The following is an 18,728-nucleotide window of genomic DNA, read 5'->3' on the forward strand; positions in this document are numbered from 1 at the left end:
TCAATGTACTAGGAGGCTCAGCCTCACTCAGGTGCTGAGACCCTTGTAGAGCATATAGGCCGCGAGTAAGTAAAAACTGCCGGCAAACACCAATTTGAGCTTGTCTACGGGAATGCTGTGTACCACCCGGGCGCCCAGCGGCGCGGCGAGGAAGCTGCACACGGCAATTATGCCCAACGCCGGCAACCAGATGTAGCCGAACGAGCCCACCGGCAAGTCCTGCACGTTTCGCCCGCCGATCACGTAGCCCAGCACGTTTGTAACGGCAATCGGAATTCCAAGCGCTGCAGAAGTGGCCACGGCGCTGTGAATCGCCACGTTGCACCGAGTCATGAAGGGCACGCTGATAGTGCCGCCGCCTACACCAACCAAGCCCGAAATAAAGCCAATAGCTCCGCCCGCCGCCAACTGACCCGCCGTACCAGGCATTTGGCGTCTGGGTTTGGTTTTTTTGTCAAGCAACATCTGTGTTGCCGAAAAAATCACGAACAGGCCGAAGAAAATGGCCAGGTAAGCGCCTTTGAGCAGCGCGAACACCCCCAAGCTGCCAATGAGGCTACCTACGACAATGCCGGGAGCCAGCCGTTTGACGATGTCCCAGCGCACGGCACCCCGTTTATTGTGGGCCCGAACGCTCGAAAGGGATGTAAAAATGATGATGGCCATGGAGGTTGCGATGGCCATTTTCACCGCCAAATCGGGCGACACACCGCGGCTTGACAAGAGGATGGTGATGAACGGCACCAGCGTCATACCGCCACCAATGCCCAGCAAGCCCGCAAGAAAACCGGTACCGATGCCCAGTGCGGCAAGTTCAAGGATTAGCAGAGATTCGAGATTCATTTGTGGTTGACGTGTTTGGTAGGACTCGCCGCTGCAGCCCATTAAAAAGGGGTGACCCGGGTGCTGTTCGAAGCCGGAAAGACCGAAGACACTCGAACCTGAAGGATTCATGGCCGACATAGACATAAACCGCCGTTACAGTTAGCCTGGTGGCTGAAAGGACTCATGAAATCGAAGTGAAAGTCGATCGTCTTTGCCCTTTCTCTCAAGCATTCGACTATTTCCCCGAAGATTCCGTTTCAAGTTGCTTGTGCAATTCGGCCCACCGTTGCCCTGAGGCTTTCCAGGAGTCAAGATAGCTGGCTGGGCAGATGTCGTTATAAGGTGGGCGAACGGGGCCGGCGTTCATCCAGCCTGCAGCATCGATTCGGCCTTTTTCCAGCGCAACGTTGTAAATAGAAAAGGTCTTGAAGCTATCTTCGGGAAATGGCGCAGCTGTTTTCACAAGTCGACCCTGAAATGCGTGGGCATCGGTCCAGTCTTTGGTTCGCCGAGCTGCGATGACCTTGTCGCGAAGCGTCGTCGAAACCAATGGCCCGCACACGGTACCGCTGGACCAGAAGGCATCAACGAAGTCATCCATACGTGCCGCAGCATAGTATTGGTAGTCGAGCGGCAGCAGCTTCATGCGGTGCTTGGTCAGATGTAGATCCTGCAGCAGGAACTCGATACCGATATATTTCGCTGCAACGACTTGCCGAATCTCTGAAACCCGAGCCCAGAACGCGCGGGGAAAATCAAATTTGAAAGCCTCGGTATTCGCGTAGATAGCGATATTCATCTCTGGAACAGCTTCGGCGACATCTTTGTAGTACTGAACAGCCATATCAACGCAGGGATTGCACCACATTGGTATTCCCAACATTGTTCCGTCGGCCCCAATGGAGTGGGCGTACCTTGTCTGCTCGATCGTGTCGCGGGTATTAAGCGTTGTGGTGCCAACGAACACTGGAACCCTTCCTCTCGCGGTCTCCACGATGGTTTGCATGAAGACTTTCTTTTCCTCCCAGGTTAGCGATTCACACTCACCCAAAGTACCCATGCTCAGAATCCCGTTCGCGCCAGCCGCGATAAGGCCTTCAACGGCGCGGGCAGTCTCATCCAGATCAACGGTGTTAGTCGCACGCCAGTCACTCGCATCCGGTTTGGATGGTGTCGGAAGAATTGACCATACTCCATGAATATCCGATGCATTCAACAGTCCTGACTTAGCCATAACTTATCCTTTGTATTAAAAAAATTCCAAAAACCGCCACAAATAATATTCTCAGGCATCTTGCGAAAACCCAAAGACATCAATCGTCACATACTCATCTTACCCGACCGACTGACGGTCGTTTTACCCCAACTCAATGAACCATCCGGGATTTGGCTTGACGTGAGGCGGACACTTCCAAGCCCGCCTCGTTAAACTTCAACGCCTTACGTCAATTGATGGGCTTCAAAACCATTGGTTTTAATAAAAAATGTGCGAGCGCGGGCAGCAACACCAGTGCTCCGATCATGTTGCCCACAAACATAAAGGCGAGCAAGAGTCCCATATCAGCCTGAAACTTGATGGGACTAACCACCCAGGTGACAACGCACAAGGCAAGCGTGACACCAGTCAGGAGTACAACCTTTCCCGTGAAGAGCAACGATTGGTAGTAAGCCTCGGAGAGGCTATCGCCAACCTTCAATCTCGCCAGAAGAATGCTCATGACGTAGAGCGCATAGTCCACCCCGATGCCCACCCCCAATGCGATCACGGGCAATGTAGCCACTTTCACACCAATGTTCAGCGCTACCATCAAAGCCTCGCACAGCACCGAGGTCAGAATCAGCGGCAACACAGCACACAGCACCGCACGCCAAGAGCGGAAGGTGATCGCACACAGAACGATCACCGCGCCGTAGACCCAAAACAGCATCTCGCGGTTCGCATCCCTGACGACAATGTTCGTCGCCGCATCAATGCCGGAATTGCCGGCGGCGAGAAGAAACTGGACTTGCTCAGTGTTGTTTTCCTTGGCAAAGCCCTCCACCTCGTTGACGAGGGAAGTTAGTGTGTCGGCTTTATGGTCCTTCAGGTAGGCCGTCAGCGTCAACAAGCTGCAGGTATCGTTGTAAAGGCCGCGGGGTGCCCCGGAAGTGATCGTGTTGAGCATCGACTGGCTGTTGATCAACTCATACCACTTGGTACTGCCTTCATTCAACCCTGCTAACACACGCCGACTCAGTAATGCCAAAGAGTTCGTGTCCTCCACCCCCGGCAAAGCACGCATTTTCCACTCCAGCGCATCAACCCTCATCAAGGTGTCATATTGGCTGCACTCGCCGTCTGGCGTCTTGACCATCACTGCAAAGGCATCGCTGCTGGCTCCATAGTGTGCGGTCATGTAAGTGTTGTCACGGTTATAGCGACTGTCGGCACGCAACTCAGGTGCACCAGACTCCAAATCGCCAATCTTCAAGCGCTGCGCAACCACGAGTCCCCCTGTACCAAGGAGCAGTGAGACCGCAACGACACCTGCCGCCCAGCGTCGCTGGGTGAACAAGTCCAACAGTCTCCATAACGGATGTCGTGCCCCGCCCCGCTGGTCCGCCAACTCTTCCTTCAGGCTGAGTTGAGCAGCTACTGGACTTACGCCCACATAACTCAGCAGTATCGGCAACAGTATCAGGTTGGTGAAGACCAATACTGCAACGCCAAGGCTGGCAATGAAAGCCAGATCTCGGATCGCCTCAATATCGATCACCATCAAGACGCCGAAGCCAACGGCATCGCACAGCAGCGCAGTCAGTCCCGCAAGAAAAAGGCGCCTGAAAGTGTAGCGCGCAGCAACCAAGTTATTCGCACCACGCCCAATATCCTGCATGATGCCATTCATTTTCTGAGCACCATGACTCATGCCGATCGCAAAGACAAGGAACGGAACCAGCACGGAGTAGGGGTCCAACTCGTAGCCCAACAAGGGCATCAACCCCAGTTGCCACAGCACGGCAACCAGCGAACAACTGACAACCAGCACTGCACTGCGCACGCAACGCGTGTAGGCATAGAGCATGGCCGTCGTGATGAGCACGGCAGCGACGAAGAATCCTAGCATCTGCCAAATACCCTCAATCAGGTCACCCATGACCTTCGCGAATCCGGTGATGTGAATACTGATCCCATCACTCTGATATTTGACCCTGAGCTTCTCCAGCGCATCAGAAAAATCAGCGTAATCCAGTGGAACACCGTTCGCGTCTTTTGACAACAAGGGCAGATAGACGATTGAAGAACGTTGATCCAACGCGACCAGTTGACCGATCTCGTTGCTGCGCTCGATGTTCAAACGCACCGTGGCAAGGCTTGTAGGCGACCCGTCGTAGCCATCCGGGATGACTGGACCGCCATCCATGCCCTCCTCGGTGACGCCGACCCATCGCGTATTCGGAGTCCACAGCGACTTCATATTGCGCCTGTCAACGCCAGGGAGCAAAAAGGCCTCGTCGCTTAACTGCTGAAGTACCTTTAGATAGTTTGGGTCATAGATGGACTCACCTGTTGTGGCGACGGCGATGCGCACAGCGTTGCCAAGACCTCCCAGCTCTTGACGATGAGCGAAGAAGTTTTGGATGTAGGGATGGCTCCTGGGGATGATCTTCTCAAAGCTCGCGTTGACACGCAGATTACTGGCACTCCAGCCGAGCACGACCGTCAGCACCGCGCAGAAAAGGAGGATCAGCTGGCGGTGATTGAAAAGAGCCCGTTCAATAGCTGAACCTGACCGTGGATCGAAGTCGGTCAAAGGTGTTCGCTCATCCTTTGAGACTGTTTGGTTAACGACTGACATGAGGGTCACTTAGGAAAAGGAAGTTCACGAACACCACGCAAGCTGCTGGCAAGCAGACGACTGCCATCAAGTTCGACAACGGCAGTCAACGGTGGGCCTGGCGGCCATGAAACAGACGTCCATCTTCCCCCTGAATCACGACTGATCAATGCCTGCCCGGCCTGGTTAAGGGCGAGCACACTACCGTCATGCATCAGCGAGAGACAGCCAATCGTGACAGGAATGGGCACCTCGCACTGGCTGAAACCGGCAGGGCTATACGTATAGATATTGCCCTTCAGACCAGCCAGCAACCACTTGCCGTCGGGCAACGCAGCCACGGCGAACCAGCTGCCCGGGTAAGGGGAGCTCAGTCGGACGAAGGTTTTTCCTCCATCGACGGATTGCAACAGCAACCCTTGCTCGCCGACTATCAGAATGCGCTGTCCCTGCACCGCAAGCGCGTTAAAGTGCAGGGCCTTCGGATTGTCCAAGCGATCCATCCAGGGCGACCAGGTTTCACCACCGTCTGCGGTTGCAAAAATAAGCCCATAGGCCCCAATCACAAAACCTCGCTTTCGATCGAAAAAGTGCACGTCCAGGAAGGGCTTATCAGGGCCGTCCGACACCAAGCGTTGAGCCTCCTGCAAACGCTTGTCGCTGTCATCGTCGTTCTTTGATCCTGCCGACGCTTCTGCACGCCATAGATCCGCGGCTCTCTTTCCTTCCAGCTGAAGCCGCCAGGTTCCACCGCCGTCTGAGGTTGCGAGCACAACACCTGAGTGACCTGTGACCCAACCATACTTTTCGTCTACAAAGTTGACGGCGGTCAGCGTGACACTGACTGGCACACTCGCCTGCTGCCATGTGGCACCAACATCATCCGAGAACAAAACAGCACCGCGCTCCCCGACCGCGACAATGCGTTTGCCAGACTTGGCAACATCAAGCAAGACGCCCCCCCTCACGTGCGGCGCTACAAACGCAGGACGACGCAAGGCATCAAGCACGGGGTTAGCCCAGACCGCCTCCATGCTGACCAGCGGCACAGTAGCTACAAAGCACAGGGCGCGGCGTCGCCCGATGTCAAAGCGCTCTTTCTTAAATTTTTTCATCAGAATTCCACCACATAAACAACTCAACCAAATCCGGATTCCATCAGCCTCACGGGCTCACCATTGCCAACAGTGGAGCGACCAACCGAAGGTCGATCCACCAGATGTAACACGTCGCCCTTAAGCTTTTTAGCTTTACCGAATACCTTCACTAGCCATCGAATCTGGCGAATAGGTTGATGCGGGGAATGGTTTCTCCTCAACGCGAATCTGCACCGACTCATCGTTGTACAGGCTACCCAAGTAAGAGTTGCCACCTATCAGATCATAGAGACCGAAACTGCTGCGTATGAAAGCGGGTACATCCGGCGCCACAATGGGCAAGAGATACATTGTGCGCGCCAATTTTCCTTGCGCATCCCAGCGATCTCCAAGCAAGGCATACCAACTGTCTTCATCAATGTAGTAACGACTTTTAGGTGACACGTGACGCTTTCCTGCCTTCAATGTGGCGTCTACAACCCAAACCCTATGCAATTCCCAACGCACATGATCAGGGTTGAGGTGGGCTCCCGTGATCACATCCGCAGTCTTGCTTGGCACCATTGTGCGGTTGCTGTTGTAGGGCACCAGCACTTCTTTCTTGCCGACCAGGTTCCAGTCAAAGCGGCTCATGTCGCCTTCAAACACGGTTAGCTCATCAAAAGTGAGGATACCAGCTGAAAACGAGAGCTGCGTATCACAGCAGACGTTCGGCAGCTTGCGCACGCGACGTTGCCCTGTGAGGTAAATCCACCCCAGTGTTTTATCTTCATTGACATTGAAGTGCTGCATGACCGCTTCACCGGCTCGGATGGCCGGACCGATATTGGTCGAACGGACTTTGTACCACCACTGACCATCCTCAACATTTACACCCTTGGTGTTGTAAGGGAAAGTAAAGTAATTTTCATAATGTGAAACCAAGACAGCCTGACCGCTGCTGTTCACAGTGAAGTTCTTCGCCCTTTCGTAAACTTGTTCGAGCTTATAGGAAAGCTGATGGTTCACCATCACCTCAGCACCATTCTTCGGAATGGGGAACGGAATGCCACCCAAGGCCCCCACAGCATAGGGATTATCGAGACCCGACAGCTTTACCTTTGTGGCGTTTTCAAACGTCTTGTCATAAAACCATTGCGGCGCGACATAAGTGCGCTTTGAAGGATATACATCAACCCTGAAAGTGTCCGGGTATTTCTGCAGCATCGCCTTTGTGCCATCCGTCAATTTGTCTGCATATTGCGCCATATTCTTTACAGTGATACTGTACAAAGGCTTGTCGGAAGCGAAAGGGTCTGGACGGCGGCCACCTTTTTTGTAGCCGGGCGTCGGTGTGGTGTAGCCACCGGTCCATGCGGGAATCGAACCGTCTTTATTGCCAGCTTTTTCAGCACCCATGGGTGTCAAAGTGGATTTCAGCGCAGCGGCTTCATCGGCTGACACCGCAGCAAAAGCTGCTCCAGCCAAAAAAGCGTAAGCAATGATCGTGGAAATGGGTTTGATCATAAATTTCATTTTTTTCCAATCAGAATGTGTAACGAGCGGTGAACGAGATGAAATCTCGATCCCGAAGGGTTTGACCCCAGCCGAACGCCTGGTTAGCTCCCGTGTTAAACGTGCGGGCTGTACCGTAATAGTGGGTGTAGTTCAAACCGAAGTTCCAAGAATCCAGGTAAGTCCCATTTAGTCCTATGCTGATATCCCCTCCCCCTTCAGGGATCCAGGCGTTGGGTGTCATTGCCATTGGCCGGGAGCCTTTTGGCGCGTAGCCGATGCCGATAGGCACACCTAGATCCAATCCTGGCAGGACTTGCCGGTACTTCGGCTCAAAGACGACTCGCATCGCGACACCATCGCGTGTTGCATTTGGATCCGCGGCGGTCGCGTTTTTGGTGATTTTCAGCACACGGTTCCAAGCAATTTCGCCAGCAATCGTAGCTTCTCCCCAGAGAGGAGTACGCGGCACGGAGCCTAACACCGAGATATTCAAGTGGGCCGTGCGGCCGACTGCATAGGCTGGATTGCTTGAGTTATTGTTTGCGACCGGCGCGAGCGCGCTCGTGTCGAAACCCTGCGTACTCGCCAAGTCTTGGTTATCGCGAAAAGACAGCTCAGCTGCAACGTTGTAATCGCCAAAGGTCTTGCTGGCACTGGCACCAAAAGCCTTAATTTTTTCTTGATACGCGATGTAATGGCCCACCGGAGCCGGCCCGACCGGAGTCATTCCAAGCTTCGGCACGACTTGTGGCAATTTGTTGTGAAACTGAATCAGATAGAAACCATAGTCGATATCACCACCTTTCACCTTCAGCTGCACCCCCCCCTGTCCAGAATCCTTGGCCTTCATATCGGAAAATCGTGGGCTGGGTGCACCAGGCCCAAAAAAGATGTTTTCAGCGCCATCGACAGCGTAATCCGTGTTGGAGAAATAGCTACCTGCAGCGGGCAGACGACTTCTGGATGAAGCTACCTGTATGTAGGCCCCAACCGAGACATCTGGGGTGATCTGTACTTGCCCCGAAACCATAGGGACGGGACGAATCGCTTCCTTAAAAGGCGTACCGGGTACGGAAACAAGCTTGACCACATCCACCGGCATTTGGGCACCGGCAATGGCATTGGCACCAAAAAACAGGCTTTCGCCCCAAAGCAGCGAGTGCCGACCGGCACGAACCGAGGCGCTCCGCTCGAACAGGTCAAATTTACCAAAGACGAAAGCATCCAGTACCTCACTGCCACTGCCATGAACATCTCGCGTGCCGGCAGTGAATTGGTTGTAGGGAACCGAGGTCTGGTTCGGGAACGCGCCACCGGGAAAACCCGGGTTGGCGTTGGAACGGCCATAAACAGAATCGTTCCAAGCAGCCGCACTGATGCGAAAACCCATGTTCTTCTTATAGATGAAGTCCAATTCCGACAGCAAGTCAAAGCGACTGGAAATGAGTCCTTTGCCAAAATTTCGGTCGCCGTCGTCGTTGTTTGGATTCGAGATCAGAACAGATGATGGCTCGTCAAGACGCCGCGCAGCGCTGTACTTGATGGTATTGTCCCAGCGGACATTCAAGTCAGGATTTCCTGTGTCAAGCACAACAGCCAAGGCAGGTGTCGCTCCGATGGAGAGTCCACCACACAATGCGGCAATGCCACGAATGTGGGCCGACGGCATCAAGTACTTTCGCCGTGATTTTAGGAACTTCATCTTGCTGTCTCTCTTTCTTTGGTTATGAATGATCGCCACATTGCTTGTAAACAGCGGTAACGCAGCGATTCTTTTTCCTACTAAATGAAAATGACCAAGGTTTTAATGGTCAAACAGCCCAATGGGTCCTTCTTGCAGGGAAACGATCACACTCTTGAGTTGGGTGTAGTGGCTCAGAACGTCGAGTGAAAATTCGCGACCGAAACCACTTTGCTTGTAGCCACCGAACGGTACATTGGGGATCATGTTGAAGTAGCGGTTGACCCACACGGTCCCCGCTTCGATCTCGCGCGCCATGCGATGGGCTTGCGTGATGTTTTTGGTCCAGAGACCAGCCGCCAAACCAAATTCAGTGTCGTTAGCCTCGCGTATGACTTGAGCCTCGTCTTTCCATGGAATGACCACACCGACCGGCCCAAAAATCTCCTCTTGAGCGATGCGCATTTTGTTGCGCACATCAGTAAACAAGGTCGGCTCAATAAAGTAGCCTTGCTCAAATCCGCTCACCGTTGCGCGCTTACCCCCCATCGCCGTTGTCGCACCCTCATTGCGCCCGATATCGAGGTAACCAAGAACCTTGTCGAACTGCATCCTGGAGGCCTGAGGCCCCATTTGCGTCGAAGGGATCATAGGGTCGCCAACACGAATCTTGCGAAGAATGTTTTGAACCTTCTCCACAAATGCATCCATCACTGACTCATGGACGAAGTGGCGTGTCGCGGCAAAGCAAATTTCGCCCTTGTTCACCACGATGCTCATGGCTGCGGACTCTGCCGCTGCATCCATGTCAGCGTCCGCGCAAATAATGTTGGCCGATTTTCCACCCAACTCCAGCGTTTGAGGAATCACATTGACGGAGGCATATTGCATCAGTTTTTGCGCGGTCGGGCGTGAGCCGGTGAACGCTACCTTGCGGACATTCGGGTGGGTCACAAGCGCTTCACCGACATTTGGCCCGTAGCCGGTAATGACGTTCAGCACGCCTGGCGGCAGCAGGTCAGCCATCTCACGGATGAACTCCATGACCGCCAAACAGACCGACTCGGCCGGCTTCAGCACAATGGTATTGCCCGCAGCGAGAGCAGGCGCAATCTTTGTCGCCATCATGACAAGGGGCACGTTCCAGGGAATGATCTGTGCCACGACACCAAGCGGCTCGCGGTGAATAATCGCCACACCTTGTGTCGCGTCTATGGTCTGCCCATGCAAACCAAATGCAGCACCAGCAAACAACTCAAACTGCCCAATCGTGGCTGGGATATCGATATGCAGCGCCTCCATGATAGGCTTGCCATTGTCGAGCGACAACATCGCGGCGTAATCATTGGCCCGTGCGCGCAGGCGACGCGCCATTTCATAGAGCGCAGCCTGACGCTCACTGGGTGTGCTGCGAGACCATTTCGGGAAAGCCTGTGTGGCGGCCTCCACGGCACGGTTTACATCCTCAGCGTTGCCTGACTGGATATAGGACAGCACCTCCAGATTGGCAGGGTTAATCATCGCGATTTTTTCGCTGCTGGATCCACCGACCCATTCACCATTGATGAAATGGCCATACTCCGCCTGGAAGTACTTCATAGCAAGCTCACTGCGAGCAGAATCCGGTTTTTTCGATTCAGTCTTCATTTCTTCACCCATAGCAATCTCCTTACTTCGATCCTTAATGACCTTATTCCCTGAAACTCACTCCCGCTGGAAGTGAGTAAATTCGTGTCAATTTTCGCTGCGAAAATTAACGCCACCGACGTATTGCGCTTTATCGAGGTCATGCCCAAAAACGTCACAGCGAAAGTGCTCCTGCTGAGCCGGTGCGCATACCCCACTCCAACCGGGCTCCCACAACCAACCAGACGGATTGGCCGCATAGAAACTCAGCGCTCCGTCATTGCTATGCACGCCCAATTGCACAGCAATGTCGATACCATGCTTATGCACCTTGTCCAACGTCTGCCCCAAGTCCCGCATGTCCTGGTATTCAACCATCAGGTGATTCGCACGCTTGGGCATCGGACCGAACATCAAGGCCACGGAATGCTCACGGTTATTGCATTTCAAGAAAGGAATCCGAACCGGGGTGCCATCTGTCAACTTCAAAAGGTAGTCAGAGCTTCCAGTAACCCCAAGCACCGCAAAGAAGCGCATCGTCGCCTCCGGGTCTACGGATCGCAGGATGATGTGACCAACACCCTGATCACCCGTTTTGAAGCCCCCAAACATCGGACGTCCTGGGTGGAATGGCTTGTGCCCATCCACCAGTGGCGAGTAAAAAATTTCGTGCGCATTGCCAGCAGGATCCTGCAACTTCAGCAGACCCAGAACACGGCGCTCTGCAGCTTCTGCCTCGGTGCCGCGACGAACCTCAATACCTGCAGCCGTCAATTTGGCAGCCATCTGCTCCAGTTCTTGAGCACCCGCTACTCGCCAGCCGACATAGGCAAGGTCATCGTCACCACCGGTATGCACCACAATGCGGTGATGCCAGAGGTCCATGCGCAGATAGAAACGATCAGCCTCACCTTCGTCGACCAGTTGCATACCCATCACCTCGGTCGCGTAGTTCTTCCATGCAGCAGCATCGCTCACGGAAATCCCCAAGTAACCCAGTTCAGTTACGTTTGCCATAAAAACTCCTTTTACAAAGATTAAGGATACAGACCCAGCAGCATAGCTATGAACACTTATGTGCAACTCAGCCACGGCTACGAATATGATTTCTGTTATTAGAGCCTAAAATTAGTTAGGTTCCTATTGGTATTTTCCCTAGCGATTAGAGAGCAAAGAATCGTCATATGATCCTGCTTCTTACTTCACTAGCACGCCCCTCAAGTGACAAATAAACGCATCCCCTCAAAGTTGCCCCCCCCCCCCCCCCCCCGCAGAACGAGTTTTTCCAATGAACTTGGACAGCAGCCTCGGTTTTCTTATCTCTGACACGGCTCGCCACGTCAAGCGGCTGCTCTACCCTGGCATTGCCCAACTCGGTATTCGTGGTGGTAGCTGGTACGTGCTGCGTGCACTCTTTGAGGCGGACGGCGTGACACAGAGAGAACTGGCGAACCGACTTGGCACAACGCAGCCTTCGACGCTTGAAATGCTGCGTTCTATGGAGAAAGAGGGCCTTGTCCACTTCCAGAGGGATACGCTTGACCGACGCAAGCTGCGCATCTACCTCACCGATAAAGCACTCAAGTTGAAAACGCCTCTGTTGCGTGCCGCAGGCGAGGCCAACTCGATCCTGCTGGGCGGACTCACGCAAGCGCAGGAGATATTGCTGAAGACTATGTTGGGCACAGTGCGCAGCGCCGCCGCCGATGCAATCGCGCAGTTTGAGTTGCAATCTGCAGTCAAAGAATCTCCGATCAGGCTCCATCTTCGGGAGGAAGAAAGGCAGGCCAAGGAAACCAAACGGACTGCCGTCGACGGTAGAGGACCTCGCATAGAAGCGCAACAAATAGCCTCATCGATCAGAAAGCGCAAAGCCTGACACGCGGTGAATGTCAAGCTAGTGTGGTGTCTCAAAAATAGATAGAACTATTTTGACCGGTGTTGGTCGAATCAGCTTCCTTATAGGAGACTACGCTGATGGCCCACCCTGGACGCCCCGCCACGAAGCTGCAGATCACCGATGCCGAGCGCGCAGAGCTGCATGCGCGACTGCGCGTACGCAAAGCGCCCGAGGACGAGAAGCTGCGCATGCGAATCGTGCTGGGCTGCGCAGATGGGGAGTCGGGCACCATGATTGCCCAACGCTTGGGCACGACGGTGCAAACTGTCTCCAAGTGGCGGCGGCGCTACCGGGCGTATCGTCTGGCGGGTTTGACCGATGCCCCGCGCGCTGGCCGCCCGCGCAGTGTGGGCGACGAGCAGGTTCAGCTCATTGTGGACAAGGTTCGCCAGAGCAAGCCTGACAACGCCACGCACTGGAGCGTGCGCCAGATGAGTCGGCACGCTGGCGTATCGCCCGCGACGGTGCAGCGCATCTGGCATGCCTTTGGGCTGAAGCCGCACCTGCAAGAAACCTTCAAGCTATCGACGGATCCCCATTTCGTGGACAAGGTACGGGATGTGGTGGGGCTGTATATGGCACCACCCGATCGCGCCTTGGTGCTGTGCGTGGACGAGAAGAGCCAGATCCAGGCTCTGGATCGCACCCAACCAGGGTTACCACTGACGTTTGGCAAACCCAGCACGCGCACGCACGATTACAAGCGCCATGGCACAACGTCGCTGTTTGCAGCGCTGGATGTGGCCACTGGCAAAGTCATAGGACAGCTCAAGCGCCGTCACCGCAGTGTGGAATTCCTGCAGTTCCTCAAAGCCATCGATGCAGCGGTGCCTGGCGAACAAGACATCCACCTGATCATGGACAACTACGGCACGCACAAGACGCAGGCAGTGCGGGCCTGGCTAGCAGCCCATCCTCGCTACCACGTTCACTTCACGCCCACCTCAGCGTCCTGGCTCAATCTGGTCGAGCGTTTCTTTAGCCAGATCAGCGAGCAGTGGATCAAGCGCAGCGCCCACACCAGCGTTGCTCAGCTGGAGCAATCCATACGGGAATACATTGATCGTCACAACGAGGATCCCAAGCCGTTCGTGTGGCATAAAAGTGCGGACACCATCTTGGCATCTGTGGCGCGGGCAGCGAGTACCATTATTTGATGATTACTTTTGAGACACCACACTAGTTGTCGCTTCACAACACCACATGAACATTCTTGGTCTGGGTCCATGCAAGCAATTCAGATACACCCTCCTCACGCCCAAGACCTGATTGCTTGTAGCCACCAAAGTCTGCCCCGATAAAGTGGGCACTGACGTGATTGATCCATACATAGCCGGACTCAACGCGAGATGCCAGGCGATGGGCGCGGGCCAGATCCTTTGTCCATATTGAAGCGGTCAAGCCGAAATCCAGCCCATTGACCATGCGCAGCAGATCTTCCTCTTCGTCCCATGGAATCACAGCCAAGACCGGGCCGAACACCTCTTCGCGGAACAAACGCATGGCAGGGGTGACATCAGCAAACACGGTAGCCGTTACAAACCAGCCGTTGTCCAACGCTTTGTCGCTCGGACGAACGCCACCGCACACAAGACGAGCGCCCTCTTTATGAGCGGAATCAATGAAGGACATGACCTTTTCGTACTGCGCCTTGGACACCAGGCAGCCCATCGTGGTCGCGGGATCCGTTGGCAGTCCACAACGATAAAGTTGTGAAATTTTCTGCACCATCTCTTTAATGACTCGGTCGTATACTGATCGATGAACGAAGCAGCGAGATGTCGAGCCGCAACTCTGCCCCGCCCAAGTGAAGTTCATCCCTTTGACCGCACCCTCAATGGCTTTGTCCATGTCCGCCTCTGGACAGATGATCAGAGGATTTTTTCCACCCAGCTCCAGGCTTACGGGCATCACCTTCTCGGCTGCTGAGCGCAAAATTGATTTGCCCGTGGCGGTGGAGCCAATCAACGACACCTTCTTGACCAAAGGATGGTCGACGAGCGCTTGTCCGCACGGTGTGTCGCCACTAAGCACATTGACTACGCCGGGAGGAAAGACATCCTGCAACAATGTAGCCAGGCGGTAAGCGGACAAGGGGGCTTGCGTCGCAGCCTTCAGGATGACGGTGTTACCTGCCGCGACGGCCGGTGCCAACTTGGCCGCGAGAAACATGAGCGGATGGTTGTAAGCCACGATACGCGCGACCACACCGTAGGGCTCGCGCACCGAGTAATTGAGCACGCCATCCCCCATTGGAAGGGTGTCGCCTTTGGCTTCATGAACCAAGCCCGCGAAGTAGTCGACCTGCGTTGCGGCAAAATGCACGTCCGCTGCCATCTCGCGCACGGGGTTGCCGCAGTTGATGGCATCCAGAAAACCCAGCTCCTCAGCGTGGGTCCGCAGCCTGTTACCGAACTCCCGCAGCGCCGCAGCACGAACCGCTGGCTTCGTATGGCGCCATGACTGAAATGCCAAATGAGCCGCCTGTACAGCGGCATCCACATCTGCTGCGTTGGCGTTGGAGACGGGCCCCAGATCCTCCTGGGTCGCGGGGTTCAGAGTTCGACCGTAGCCTCCTTGCGGCACATGAAAGCGTCCGCCGTAGAACAGATTGCGGCACTCCGGCAACGCGTAGGCGTGTTCAGTGTGCATCGGTTCACTCCCCAAACGCTTCTGTGAAAAGGCCCAGGCGACGGTAAATCTCGCGGGTTGAAACCTGGAAAATGCGTGCTGTGCCGCCCTTGGCCTGATGGCTGGCCCACAGGTTGGCCGGCATCGTGAAGACATCATGAGGCGACCACTCGATAGTTTTTTCACCGATTTGGCTGACCCCATGGCCTTCGACGACGAAGCACATTGCCGCTGCGGAGCTCTTGTACTTGCGCGTCGATTTCCCGGATTCCAACTGAAGCAAGGTGCTGTCGATCAGGTCCATGGAGGGACCGCCAGTTAGCGGGTTGCCGTAGCGCACCTCCCGGGAACCATCTGATGCCGCAGGTGAGGCAACGAGCGCACGCACCGCATCTACCCACGGATAGCGGAAGATGGGTGAATAGCTACGGCTTGCATGGTCGCTGCCATCGAGCTTAGGCACGATGCCTGCTGCCGTGAATGCCGAGTCCGCCAACTGGGGTCGCACATCGCGTGCAGGGCCAGGCTGGAAGCCCGTGGTGCCCAGAAAGTGATGCAGCATCACATCCAAAACATCAAGCCAGATGATGGGATCCTTTCCTTCGTTGACATGTTCATGCCAGCACCAACCAGGTGTAAGAATGAGATCACCGGGCTCCATTACGCAGTCCTTGCCATCCACGATGGACTTGACGCCCCCGGTGCATTGCACGACAAAGCGCAAGGCGTTCATCGGATGACGATGGGCACCAGCCCGCTCACCAGGCATCACACACTGAAAGTCGAACATGAGCGGGCCTGTGCCTGCCTCATCCCAAACATGGAGTCGCTTCGGATTCGTCATCAGCAACACGCGTCGATCCAGTACGTGTGTGGCGCGCATCTTGGCGGTCTCTTGGATGATCGGTAACATGGTAGACCAGCGCCAGATCTGCGCCTCCTCAATCTGCTTTCCAAAGCTTGTCGCCGGAACACTCTCCCAAAGGGGAACAATACTGTTGTCTTTGTAGGACTGACGGAGTTCCGGCGGAACGACGTCTTCTGTCACTGGTTTCGAATGGTCACTCATGGTCATAAACCTTTCTGTTGGATTGAAAGAGATAGGGGGTTGAGATCAGGCCGAGAATTCGCTCTCAAGCTGCTTCCATCGGCGACCGCACTCGATGGCACCGTCGCGGTAGTTGTCCGGCAACTCAAGGTAAGGCGGTCGCGGAGGACCCGGATTTACAAGGCCGGCTGCTGCAAAACGCAAATGAGCGATCTGGATGCTGTAGTCCATAAAGGCCGCCAAATCTCCGCCCACAAACATGGCCGACTCCGCCCAGTTGCACTTTTCTGAAAGCTCCTTGGCGCGCTGCCAGTCACCTGCCAGTATGGCTTGCGACAGCGCCATGTTCACAGTAGGTGCGCATGCCACGCTGCCAGACCAAGCAGCGAGGGCAAGTTCTGGCAATTCTTGGGCTGCAGCCAGCCACGCAGTAGCCAAGGGCAATATCCGCATCTTCTCACCCACAGCACGCATGTCTTTGGCCAGTGCAGGCCCACCGGTGTGCTTGGAAGCAACCACCTCTGGTATCTTTGCCAGTTCCAAGTAGGCCTCGGTGGAAATCTTGCCTTTGAACGCCACCGGGTTGTCGTAGGCCACCATCGGTACGCCAGGTAGCGCAGCAGCAATGTCCTGGTAATAGCGGACGATAGACTTGTCATCCATAGCCAACCACATCGGGCGGCCAACGAACAGACCATCGACACCGATGTCCACCAACGCACGAGCACGCTCAATCGTGTCGCGCGTATTCAGGGTCGTCACACCGGCAAACAAGGGACGCGAACGTTTGTTGGTTTGCACCACACAGTCTACAAAGAGCTTCGTTTCAGGCCAAGTCAGCGTGGCACCCTCACCGAACGTACCGGTTGTCGCCAAGATGTCAATCTTGGCCGTGTTCAAAAACCGAACCATCTTTTCGGTTTCCGACAGGTTCACGGATTGCTGCGTTTGCCAATTACTGGCATCCTCGGTAGCGGGCGTCGGCATGATGCCGAAGACACCGCGGATATCGGAGGGGGTAATTTTCATCGGGTTCTGTAGTTGAGTTAGTTGAGTTATAAAATGCTTCATGCGTGGGTTGCGTCCAAAGTGCAAGGCAATTTGCGCTACTTGACCAGCCCTTCTGCACGCATGGCTGCTTCAACGGATGGCCGTTGTGCGATGCGACCAAGGTAAGAACCCAGTCGCGTCAGTTCCTGAACATCAATGCCGGTGAACTTCGTCCAGCCTGCAACGACGAACAGATAGACATCAGCAACCGTGAACTGCTCGCCAACAAGATAGGTCCGCCCGGCAAGTTGCGCATCGACCCAAGTCAGCCGCTGTAGCACTCTCGCACGACTTTGTGCCTTGACTTCTTCGCTGGCCTCCGGCATGAACAACGGAACGAATGCCTTGTGAAGTTCACTGTTAATGAAAGAGAGCCACTCCTGCAGTCGATAGCGCGGCAGCGCGCCCGCTGGTGGTGCCAGTCCTTTTTCCGGCGCGAGGTCAGCAATGTACTGCAGAACAACCGGCACTTCAGTCAGAATCTGCCCGTCCTCCAACTCAAGCACTGGCACGTATCCCTTGCTGTTCAAGTCAGCCAGGCTGCGGCCGTCCGAGGTCTGGCGGGTTCGAAGGTCGACAGGGACGTAATTGAAAGTCAAACCAGCCTCATGCAACGCGATGTGTGCGGCCAGTGAGCAGGCGCCAGGGGCACCGTAGAGTTTCTTAATCATTTGAGTCTCCTATGTGAATTTATAACTCTGCTATTAAAACCAGATGATTTGAAAAATTGGGTCATGGGACAATCGGTTCTAGAGCGCGCTACGGTGCTGATTTTGAATGGTTGCGACGATAGCTTGCGAGTCGATCACCTTTTTCATCGCGTCCTTGACGATTCGTTCGGCACGCCGATTGTTCACCCCCAAACCACGCAGCAATGCCATGCAGATGCCTTGCATCACCTCGCGCAGATGTAGGAATTCGTTTTGCACTTCCAGCAAACGAGCAAGACCAAGATCAGTCAAACCCATCAGCAAAACCAGACCGGCGTCCAGGCTGGATAGCTTGAAAATGCCCTGTTGAATCCCTCGGTGAAACATGGCCAAGATAGGCGCGTTGTCTGCCCGCGCCGGATTAACAACATCTGCAGGCATGTGCAGCAGCACCCGTGCCGTGATCTTGTTTTCCAGCCCAAAACGAAACACAGCCAGCAAACCCAGCGTGAGATATGTTGCGGGATCCTCGACCTCGGCGCTTATCGCATTGATGATCACAAACAATTCGGCCCGAACGGCATCATGAGCATGCGCCTTGAGTGCATCGCGATTCGGAAAATGCTTGTAAAAACTTCCCTTGGCAACATCCGCTTCGCCGACGATGTCGTCGATCGTCGCGCTATCCATGCGGCCATCAGAAATCATCCGTATAGCAGCTCCCACTAAGGCCTTGCGAGTGAGAGACTTGCGCATTTTCATCGGGATGGAAAGCGTTAAACAGGAGGATTTCATCACTGAATGTGTTTCATATTTGACTTGTTAGCAAAAAAAATTAATCCTCGCCGTAGCCGACTTTGCCGCTGACGCATTGCACCGCATGATCTCGCCATCGCCTGAAATAG

At 54.7% G+C, this 18,728-nt stretch carries 15 protein-coding genes; 2 read left to right on the plus strand and 13 right to left on the minus strand.

What is annotated here, in order from left to right:
- Positions 1–27 precede the first annotated feature (27 nt).
- The 8 genes from ACZ5YA_RS18770 to ACZ5YA_RS18805 all read right to left on the minus strand — a co-directional run bounded on the left by ACZ5YA_RS18770 (position 28) and on the right by ACZ5YA_RS18805 (position 11,561).
- On the minus strand, positions 28–843 hold the full coding sequence (locus ACZ5YA_RS18770) for a sulfite exporter TauE/SafE family protein (protein WP_464092860.1): 816 nt from the start codon (positions 841–843) through the stop codon (positions 28–30).
- Positions 844–1,060: 217 nt separating this feature from the next.
- A complete protein-coding gene (locus tag ACZ5YA_RS18775; RefSeq protein WP_086926849.1) occupies positions 1,061–2,059 on the minus strand; it encodes a dihydrodipicolinate synthase family protein in 999 nt (332 codons plus the stop codon).
- 211 nt (positions 2,060–2,270) lie between these two features.
- Entirely contained in the window at positions 2,271–4,664 is a 2,394-nt protein-coding gene (locus tag ACZ5YA_RS18780; protein ID WP_464091069.1) for an efflux RND transporter permease subunit, read from the minus strand.
- A gap of 5 nt (positions 4,665–4,669) precedes the next feature.
- A complete protein-coding gene (locus ACZ5YA_RS18785) occupies positions 4,670–5,758 on the minus strand; it encodes a YCF48-related protein (RefSeq protein ID WP_086911717.1) in 1,089 nt (362 codons plus the stop codon).
- Positions 5,759–5,893: 135 nt separating this feature from the next.
- Complete coding sequence (locus tag ACZ5YA_RS18790) at positions 5,894–7,255, minus strand: DUF1329 domain-containing protein (RefSeq protein WP_464091070.1); 1,362 nt, start codon at positions 7,253–7,255, stop codon at positions 5,894–5,896.
- A gap of 10 nt (positions 7,256–7,265) precedes the next feature.
- Complete coding sequence (locus ACZ5YA_RS18795) at positions 7,266–8,939, minus strand: DUF1302 domain-containing protein (protein WP_464091071.1); 1,674 nt, start codon at positions 8,937–8,939, stop codon at positions 7,266–7,268.
- A 102-nt stretch (positions 8,940–9,041) separates the two neighbouring features.
- Positions 9,042–10,577, minus strand: coding sequence for an aldehyde dehydrogenase family protein (locus ACZ5YA_RS18800; protein ID WP_013801316.1), 1,536 nt, complete (start codon positions 10,575–10,577; stop codon positions 9,042–9,044).
- A gap of 75 nt (positions 10,578–10,652) precedes the next feature.
- A complete protein-coding gene (locus ACZ5YA_RS18805) occupies positions 10,653–11,561 on the minus strand; it encodes a VOC family protein (protein WP_086911714.1) in 909 nt (302 codons plus the stop codon).
- Between the two features lie 271 nt (positions 11,562–11,832).
- Here ACZ5YA_RS18805 and ACZ5YA_RS18810 point away from each other — a divergent pair, with 271 nt between their 5' ends.
- Both ACZ5YA_RS18810 and ACZ5YA_RS18815 read left to right on the plus strand, forming a co-directional pair.
- The gene (locus ACZ5YA_RS18810; protein ID WP_464091072.1) at positions 11,833–12,423 is read left to right on the plus strand and encodes a MarR family winged helix-turn-helix transcriptional regulator; all 591 of its coding nucleotides are present in this window, start codon (positions 11,833–11,835) and stop codon (positions 12,421–12,423) included.
- Positions 12,424–12,521: 98 nt separating this feature from the next.
- Positions 12,522–13,601, plus strand: coding sequence for an IS630 family transposase (locus ACZ5YA_RS18815; RefSeq protein WP_005801445.1), 1,080 nt, complete (start codon positions 12,522–12,524; stop codon positions 13,599–13,601).
- Positions 13,602–13,635: 34 nt separating this feature from the next.
- Here the strand turns inward: ACZ5YA_RS18815 and ACZ5YA_RS18820 are convergent, their stop codons facing one another.
- From ACZ5YA_RS18820 to ACZ5YA_RS18840, 5 genes are all read right to left on the minus strand, one after another.
- Positions 13,636–15,096, minus strand: a complete 1,461-nt coding sequence (locus ACZ5YA_RS18820) for an aldehyde dehydrogenase family protein (protein WP_220637694.1) — start codon at positions 15,094–15,096, stop codon at positions 13,636–13,638.
- A 4-nt stretch (positions 15,097–15,100) separates the two neighbouring features.
- On the minus strand, positions 15,101–16,150 hold the full coding sequence (locus ACZ5YA_RS18825; protein WP_464091073.1) for a cupin domain-containing protein: 1,050 nt from the start codon (positions 16,148–16,150) through the stop codon (positions 15,101–15,103).
- A gap of 39 nt (positions 16,151–16,189) precedes the next feature.
- Positions 16,190–17,152: a dihydrodipicolinate synthase family protein gene (locus tag ACZ5YA_RS18830; protein ID WP_464091074.1), complete on the minus strand. Its 963-nt coding sequence runs from the start codon at positions 17,150–17,152 to the stop codon at positions 16,190–16,192.
- A gap of 77 nt (positions 17,153–17,229) precedes the next feature.
- Positions 17,230–17,844: a glutathione transferase GstA gene (gene gstA, locus ACZ5YA_RS18835; protein ID WP_464091075.1), complete on the minus strand. Its 615-nt coding sequence runs from the start codon at positions 17,842–17,844 to the stop codon at positions 17,230–17,232.
- Positions 17,845–17,922: 78 nt separating this feature from the next.
- Positions 17,923–18,618, minus strand: a complete 696-nt coding sequence (locus ACZ5YA_RS18840) for a TetR/AcrR family transcriptional regulator (protein WP_464092861.1) — start codon at positions 18,616–18,618, stop codon at positions 17,923–17,925.
- Between the last annotated feature and the right edge of the window lie 110 nt (positions 18,619–18,728).

The organism is Achromobacter sp. JCM 18799 (genome assembly GCF_055395645.1).